This window comes from Vibrio sp. TRT 2004 (assembly GCF_050113735.1).
Lineage (GTDB): Bacteria > Pseudomonadota > Gammaproteobacteria > Enterobacterales > Vibrionaceae > Vibrio.
The window spans coordinates 82,845-90,314 of the sequence record NZ_JBNJOH010000012.1 but is presented as its reverse complement, the minus strand read 5'-3'; the positions used below and the strand labels follow the sequence as shown (position 1 = coordinate 90,314).

7 protein-coding genes are annotated in these 7,470 nt (G+C 46.6%); all 7 read left to right on the top strand.

Features of this window, described 5'->3' with window-relative positions:
* A partial coding sequence (locus ACQEXR_RS07525) for a FimV/HubP family polar landmark protein (RefSeq protein WP_427020040.1) occupies positions 1 to 1,503 on the top strand: 1,503 nt, incomplete at its 5' end.
* A 97-nt stretch (positions 1,504 to 1,600) separates the two neighbouring features.
* Positions 1,601 to 2,395, top strand: a complete 795-nt coding sequence (gene truA, locus ACQEXR_RS07520; protein ID WP_331416405.1) for a tRNA pseudouridine(38-40) synthase TruA — start codon at positions 1,601 to 1,603, stop codon at positions 2,393 to 2,395.
* A gap of 175 nt (positions 2,396 to 2,570) precedes the next feature.
* A complete protein-coding gene (gene accD, locus ACQEXR_RS07515) occupies positions 2,571 to 3,497 on the top strand; it encodes an acetyl-CoA carboxylase, carboxyltransferase subunit beta (RefSeq protein WP_138973769.1) in 927 nt (308 codons plus the stop codon).
* A 44-nt stretch (positions 3,498 to 3,541) separates the two neighbouring features.
* The gene (gene folC, locus ACQEXR_RS07510) at positions 3,542 to 4,807 is read left to right on the top strand and encodes a bifunctional tetrahydrofolate synthase/dihydrofolate synthase (protein WP_426952266.1); all 1,266 of its coding nucleotides are present in this window, start codon (positions 3,542 to 3,544) and stop codon (positions 4,805 to 4,807) included.
* The gene (locus tag ACQEXR_RS07505; RefSeq protein WP_138973771.1) at positions 4,808 to 5,347 is read left to right on the top strand and encodes an SPOR domain-containing protein; all 540 of its coding nucleotides are present in this window, start codon (positions 4,808 to 4,810) and stop codon (positions 5,345 to 5,347) included.
* A gap of 63 nt (positions 5,348 to 5,410) precedes the next feature.
* Complete coding sequence (locus ACQEXR_RS07500) at positions 5,411 to 5,902, top strand: CvpA family protein (protein ID WP_138973772.1); 492 nt, start codon at positions 5,411 to 5,413, stop codon at positions 5,900 to 5,902.
* A 35-nt stretch (positions 5,903 to 5,937) separates the two neighbouring features.
* Positions 5,938 to 7,452, top strand: a complete 1,515-nt coding sequence (gene purF, locus ACQEXR_RS07495; protein ID WP_331416403.1) for an amidophosphoribosyltransferase — start codon at positions 5,938 to 5,940, stop codon at positions 7,450 to 7,452.
* Positions 7,453 to 7,470: the final 18 nt, after the last annotated feature.

Genomic DNA, 7,470 nt, shown 5'->3' with positions numbered 1-7,470 from the left:
GCGTTCGAGTTGGATGACCTAGACTTGCCAGAGTTTGGTGAGGAAGAGGCATTGGCTGATGTGGCAGAAGCCCCAGCTCTCGAACCTGAAGCGCTTGTTGCTGAGTCTGTTGAAGAACCGTCGCTGGAAGAGCCAGCCATGGTGTTCGATGAGCTTGAGCTGCCGGAATACAGTGAAGAAGACGCATTAGCGGATGCAGAGCTTGAACCTGCACAAGAGCTTGCAGAGCCTCAAGCAGAAGATGAAACGTTCGAGTTGGATGACCTAGATTTACCAGAGTTTGGTGAGGATGAGGCATTAGCGGACTCAGAACTTGCATCAGAGAAGCTTTATCAATCACCACAAGTGGATGATGAAAACATCGAACTGGACGACTTTGAATTGCCAGAATTTGGCGAGGAAGAAGCGTTAGCTGAGATGAGTGAATCGCACGGTCTGGCAAGCGAAGAACAACTTCAACAGCCTGCTGAAGAGCAAGAGATTGATTCCCTTGAGCGACCAGAATTCGGTGAAGAACAAGCCATTGCTGATGTTGAACTCGAATCGGAAAGTGTTCATCAAGCTCCGCAAGTAGATGATGAAAACATTGATCTGGATGATTTCGATTTACCTCAGTTTGGAGAGGAAGAAGCGCTTGCTGCACTGAATGTATCGGAAGCACCATTGAGTGAACCGCCATTTGAAGAGCCTGTTGGCGAGCAAGCGATTGAGTTTGATGCACTTGATTTGCCTGAGTATGGTGAAGAAGAGGCGTTAGCGGATCTGGATTCATCGGCTGAAGATCTCTCAGAGCAGCATGATGACTTTGCACTTGAACCCGTTGAACTGCCAGATCTCGAAGAAATACCAGCAGAAAGCGCTGCACGTGTTGATGCACAGGATATGGCACATCAGCAGTTTGATGAAAAAGCCTTTGATGAGCTGCTGGCGGAAGATGATCAGCCACACGGTGGATTCTCATTTGACAAGCCGATTGATGCGGTGACTTCTGACAGTGCAGGCATGGATATCGACGCGATGCTTGAAATTGGTGAAGACTGGAATGGTTTTAGTCTTTCACCAGAGCAGCAGGCTACGATTTCGGACGAAATCCCTGATGATGAAAAAGATATCTGGTCTGTCGACAATACCCTTGAGCAGGCACTGGACGAGGATTGGGAAGATCAACCAGACCTTGACGAGTTTAATCCTCAGGAGCATACATTCCGCACCATCGACGAATTGATGGCGGAAGTCGAGTCAGAAGAGCAGCAAGAGATCGATGACGAACTCAAACTTGATGTTGGTCTACATGATTTTCCTGATGTTATTGGTGATATCGGCGATCACACTGATGTTGATGCGAACTCCGAGGCCGCGGGTAAACTCGATTTAGCCAAAATCTACATCGAAATGAGTGATTCACAGGGCGCGATTAAATTGCTTGAAGAAGCAATAGTTGACGGCAGTGATGAAATTCGACGTGAAGCGAAGAGTTTGATTGATGCGATAAACAATCGCTAATTGGTGAAATGACTAAGGGGGCAGTTTAGCCCCCTTATTTTTTGGTATATACTTCCCGCCCCATTCTTAGGTCAATCAATCCTGTGAGAACATCCCGATGAGAATTGCTTTAGGCATCGAATACAATGGTACTCAATACTATGGCTGGCAACGCCAAAGAGACGTGAATAGTGTTCAAGAGAAGTTAGAACACGCATTAAGTATCGTTGCTAACCATCCAATTGAAGTCCAGTGCGCAGGACGGACCGATGCAGGCGTTCATGGGACAGGTCAAGTTGTCCATTTTGATACAACCGCAACACGTAAAATGGTGGCTTGGACAATGGGAGCCAACGCTAACTTACCCGATGATATCGCAGTACGTTGGGCTAAAGAGGTACCGGACGAGTTTCATGCCCGTTTTTCCGCTACAGCACGCCGCTACCGCTATATCATTTTCAACAGCGCACTGCGTCCGGGTATACTGTCTTCGGGTGTGAGCCACTATCACGGTGAGCTTGATGAAAAGAAGATGCATCAAGCCGCACAGTATCTGTTAGGCGAAAACGACTTTACCTCCTTTAGAGCGACACATTGCCAATCTCGCAGCCCATGGCGAAACATGATGCACATTAATGTGTCGCGTCATGGTCAGTATGTTGTTATTGACATCAAAGCGAACGCATTTGTTCATCATATGGTGCGCAATATCACTGGAAGTTTGATTTGTGTTGGTCGAGGAGAGCAGGAGCCGCAGTGGATCGAGTGGTTGCTTGCAGCCAAGGATCGCAAGTTGGCGGGAGCGACGGCGAAAGCGGAAGGCCTGTACCTCGTTGACGTTGATTACCCTGATGGGTTTGAATTACCAAGAGTGCCGATTGGGCCACTATTTTTGCCTGATAATCTGAACTAATTCGTGATAAATTGTCGAATGAATCAGGTCTTTAGTGTGTGAGAAATTGAGTCAGGAAATAGGTACAACCAGTTTTTTGTCTACACTTGGCATTTAATATGCTTTAATCCTCACGCGTAAATTCAGAATTTGTATCCTTCGCATTGAGCGCAGGAGTAGAGAGAAAAGGTCTTCCATGAGTTGGCTTGAAAAGATTTTAGAAAAAAGCAACATTGTTAGTTCACGTAAAGCGTCTATTCCTGAAGGGGTTTGGACCAAATGTACTTCATGTGAGCAGGTGCTTTACCACGCTGAACTAGAGCGTAACCTAGAAGTATGTCCGAAATGTGATCATCACATGCGTATGAGAGCACGTCGTCGCCTTGAAACATTCCTAGACGAAAATAATCGTGTAGAGATTGCTGACGAGCTTGAGCCGCAAGATAAACTGAAGTTCAAAGACTCGAAAAAGTATAAAGACCGCATTTCAGCAGCTCAGAAGAGCAGCGGTGAGAAAGACGCGCTGGTTGTAATGAAAGGCGAACTATTAGGTCAGCCTATCGTAGCTTGTGCATTTGACTTCTCATTCATGGGCGGTTCAATGGGTTCAGTGGTTGGTGCTCGTTTTGTTCGTGCAGCTGAAGCGGCAATGGAGAACAACTGTGGTTTAGTTTGTTTTTCTGCCAGTGGCGGCGCGCGCATGCAAGAGGCATTAATGTCTCTAATGCAAATGGCGAAAACCAGTGCTGCGCTAGAGCGTCTGTCAGCGAAAGGTCTTCCATTCGTATCGGTAATGACTGACCCAACTATGGGTGGCGTTTCGGCAAGTTTAGCGATGCTTGGTGATATCAATATTGGTGAGCCAAAAGCATTGATCGGTTTTGCTGGCCGTCGAGTTATCGAGCAAACGGTACGTGAAGACCTACCAGAAGGTTTCCAGCGTAGTGAGTTCCTGCTTGATCACGGTGCAATTGATATGATAGTTGATCGCCGCGAAATGCGTCAGCGTATCGGTGGCTTAATGGCGAAGATGAACAATAAACCATCACCATTGGTGGTTTCTGTTAACGATTCACCAAATGAAGCTGCTTATTCTGTACCAGAAGCGGACGAAAAAGGGTAAAGTAACTCACTAACAAGCAACCACAATTTATTGGTTAAAGTTAGATGAGTCTAAGCCAAATTCCTCAAGCCACATCTCCACTATCGATGTGGCTTGATTATTTATCAAACATTCATACCTCTGCGATCGACCTCGGTCTGGACCGTGTCCAAACTGTTGCCAAAGCAGCAAATCTTACCAAACCTGCACCGACCGTGATTACGGTTGCCGGAACTAACGGCAAGGGATCAACCTGCGCATTGATGGAAGCGATTCTATTAGATGCGGGTTATTCTGTTGGTGTGTATAGCTCTCCACATCTTATTCGTTACAACGAACGCGTTCGTATCAATGGTCAGGATCTATCCGATGAAAAACATGCTCAAGCATTTGATTTCATCGAGAAGCAGCGTGGCGAAGTGAGCTTAAGCCTATTTGAGTATGGGACGCTTGCAGCTTTGCGTCTATTTCAAACTGAGAAAGTCGATATTGTGTTACTTGAAGTTGGGCTAGGCGGGCGTTTAGACGCCACCAACGTGGTTGATCATGATGTATCGATTATCACCAGCTTGGCCATTGACCATGTAGATTGGCTGGGTGACGACATCAATGTTATCGGTTACGAAAAAGCAGGCATCTATCGCAGCGGAAAGCCCGCTATCTGTGGGCAACCAAAAGCACCTGCAACCGTTGCAGCGCATGCAGATGATATCGGCGCTGAGCTGTATCAGGTTGGGATTCAGTACGACTACCAGTTGACGGATCTAAACACATGGCGCTGGGTACATGGCTCTTATCAGTTAGATGATCTACCAGTACCGGGTTTACCACTACAAAACGCCGCTACAGCACTAATGGCACTTGCAACAGCAAATCTTGAGCTAAGTGATGTAAACATCGTCAATGGTCTGCAAAACGCTCAATTGCCTGGTCGAATGCAAATTCTAAGTGATGAGCCAACCATACTGCTTGATGTAGCGCATAACCCGCATTCGGCACAATATCTCGTTTCTCGTGTTGCAGAGCAATATCAGAATAAGACGATTCACACTGTGGTAGCGATGCTGCATGATAAGGATATTAAAGCGACTCTAGAAGCGTTGATGCCGGTTGCCTCTTATTGGTACCCTGCGTCACTGACGGGGCCTCGTGCTGCTTCGGCGCAGGAGCTATGCCAGTACCTACCAAAGGGGATTGCCTATTTTGATGCGCCAGTTGCAGCATTTGAATCTGCACTGACAAAAGCAAAGGCGCAAGATGTCATCCTAGTTGTGGGCTCTTTCCATACGGTTGGAGAAGTCCTCGAGCATTGGCAGAACAAAGGAGAATAAATGGCAAGCAAGTTTCAAAATCGTCTAGTCGGTACCATCATCTTAGTCGCTGTTGGTGTCATCGTTTTGCCGGATGTACTAGACGGCAAGAAAACCCATTACAAGGAAGAGATAGCAAGTATTCCTCTCAAGCCCGAGTTGGATAGTGAGCTTGAAAGCTTCGAAATCCTTGATCCTGTTGATGATTCGCAAAGCCTTCCTCAAACCCCTGTCGAGGTCGTCGAAACGGGCTCTGATGGTGTCGCTGAAGATAAGCCATTACCCGTTGTCGTGAAAGAAATACCTGAGCGCAATGAGTATCAAGATACGGCATGGATTGTTCAACTTATGGCGCTCAAAAATGCCGACAATGCGAACAACTTGGTTAAGGACCTACAGAAGCGAGGCTACCAAGCGCATACTAAGCCGGAAAATGGTTTTACACGAATTATTATCGGCCCAGATGTGTCTAAGAGTAAATTGGAGCGTCAGATCCTAGAACTGGAAAAAATTACCGGTTCAAAAGGTCAATTGCTCAAATTTAAACCGCTAAACCCATAAGAAAACGTTTGCGTCAGCGTTTTTTCTGTTAAAATGCGCGCGAACTTAAGATGTAAGTACAGAATGAATCCGTTAGATATTGTCATTTTAGGTGTGGTCGGCCTGTCGGCTTTGATCAGTTTAGTGCGTGGTTTCGCTAAAGAAGCACTCTCATTGGTTATTTGGTTTGGCGCTTTTTTTATCGCCAGTCAGTATTACGCCAAGTTGGCGGTGTACTTCACCAATATTCAAGATGAGATGATTCGAAATGGAGCCGCAATCGCAGCCTTGTTTATTGCTACGCTAGTGGTTGGTGCAATCGTTAACTATGTGATTGCTCAGCTAGTGCAGAAAACAGGGTTGTCGGGTACAGACAGAGTGTTAGGTGTCGTTTTTGGCGGTCTACGTGGCGTTCTGATTGTGTCAGCAGCACTATTTTTTATGGATGCGTTTACATCGTTTCCAGACTCTGAGTGGTGGAAAGGATCTCAATTGGTGCCGGAATTTAGCCGCGTCATTGCCCCTTTCTTTGAACACTTGCAAGCAACGTCTAGTTTCTTATCTGGCGCGGTATAACGCGCCAGCCATTGTCGAAAATCGAGGGTTAAGACATGTGTGGTATTGTTGGAATCGTGGGCACTACGCCTGTAAACCAGTCTATCTATGATGCATTGACGGTATTGCAGCACCGTGGCCAAGATGCCGCGGGTATTTGTACCATAGAAAGCAATCGTTTTCGTCTGCGTAAGGCGAACGGTTTAGTTAAGGATGTGTTTGAAGCCAAACATATGCAAAGACTGCAAGGTAGCGTGGGTATTGGCCATGTTCGTTATCCAACGGCGGGTAGTTCGAGCGCGTCAGAAGCACAGCCTTTCTACGTGAATTCGCCATTTGGTATCACTCTGGCACACAATGGTAACTTGACCAATGCAGCAGAAATACGTGAGAAATTGTTTGAGAAAGATCGTCGTCATGTGAACACGACTTCCGACTCAGAAGTGTTGCTCAACGTGCTTGCACACGAGATTGATACCGTAAAAGGAAATGTTGCAGCGGAAGATGTGTTCCGTGCAGTGACCAATGTGCACCGTGCTATTCGTGGTGCGTACGCGGTAACAGCAATGATTATCGGTCATGGTATGGTGGCATTTCGTGATCCAAACGGCATTCGCCCTCTATGCCTTGGAAAACGTGAAATCGGTGGTAGTACAGAATACATGGTTGCCTCTGAGTCAGTGGCGTTGGATGCGGTTGGGTTTGACTTCATCCGCGATATCGCACCGGGTGAAGCAATCTATGTTACTTTCGATGGTCAACTTCATACTAAGCAATGTGCTGACAACCCAGTCCTTAACCCATGTATTTTTGAATTTGTTTACTTTGCTCGACCAGATTCGTTTATCGATAAAATCTCGGTATATAGCGCGCGCGTTGAAATGGGTAAGAAATTGGGTGAGCGTATCCGCGATGAATACAGCCATCTGGATATTGATGTGGTTATCCCTATCCCAGAAACTTCTTGTGATATCGCGCTGCAAATCGCACAAGCGATCGACATTCCTTACCGCCAAGGCTTTGTGAAGAACCGTTACGTCGGCCGTACCTTTATCATGCCTGGTCAACAGCAGCGCAAGAAATCTGTGCGTCGTAAGCTCAACGCAATCCGCTCAGAATTTAAAGATAAGAATGTATTGCTGGTTGATGACTCTATCGTACGTGGTACCACATCAGAGCAGATTATCGAGATGGCGCGTGATTCCGGTGCGAAGAAAGTCTTTATGGTTTCAGCGGCACCAGAAATCCGTTTCCCGAATGTTTACGGCATCGATATGCCGAGTGCAAGCGAACTCATCGCACATGGTCGTGACAACGATTCAATCTGTAAACAGATTGGTGCTGATGAACTGATTTTCCAAACACTGGAGGATCTTGTCGCAGCAGTTGGTATGGGTAACAGCGACATCGCTAAGTTTGAAACGTCAGTATTTAATGGTGAATACGTGACGGGTGATATCGATCAGAACTACCTTGATTTCCTTGAATCACTGCGTGGTGATGATGCAAAGACTCAGCGTGAGATTCAGCTAGATTTAGCGAACCTAGAACTGCATAACGAAGGCGCTTAAGAGGGCGCTACGCCCTAA

Bases quoted from the DNA above. Each gene is read 5' to 3' on its own strand.
- truA (WP_331416405.1), top strand. From the start codon at position 1,601: ATGAGAATTGCTTTAGGCATCGAATACAATGGTACTCAATACTATGGC.
- accD (WP_138973769.1), top strand. From the start codon at position 2,571: ATGAGTTGGCTTGAAAAGATTTTAGAAAAAAGCAACATTGTTAGTTCA.
- folC (WP_426952266.1), top strand. From the start codon at position 3,542: ATGAGTCTAAGCCAAATTCCTCAAGCCACATCTCCACTATCGATGTGG.
- ACQEXR_RS07505 (WP_138973771.1), top strand. From the start codon at position 4,808: ATGGCAAGCAAGTTTCAAAATCGTCTAGTCGGTACCATCATCTTAGTC.
- ACQEXR_RS07500 (WP_138973772.1), top strand. From the start codon at position 5,411: ATGAATCCGTTAGATATTGTCATTTTAGGTGTGGTCGGCCTGTCGGCT.
- purF (WP_331416403.1), top strand. From the start codon at position 5,938: ATGTGTGGTATTGTTGGAATCGTGGGCACTACGCCTGTAAACCAGTCT.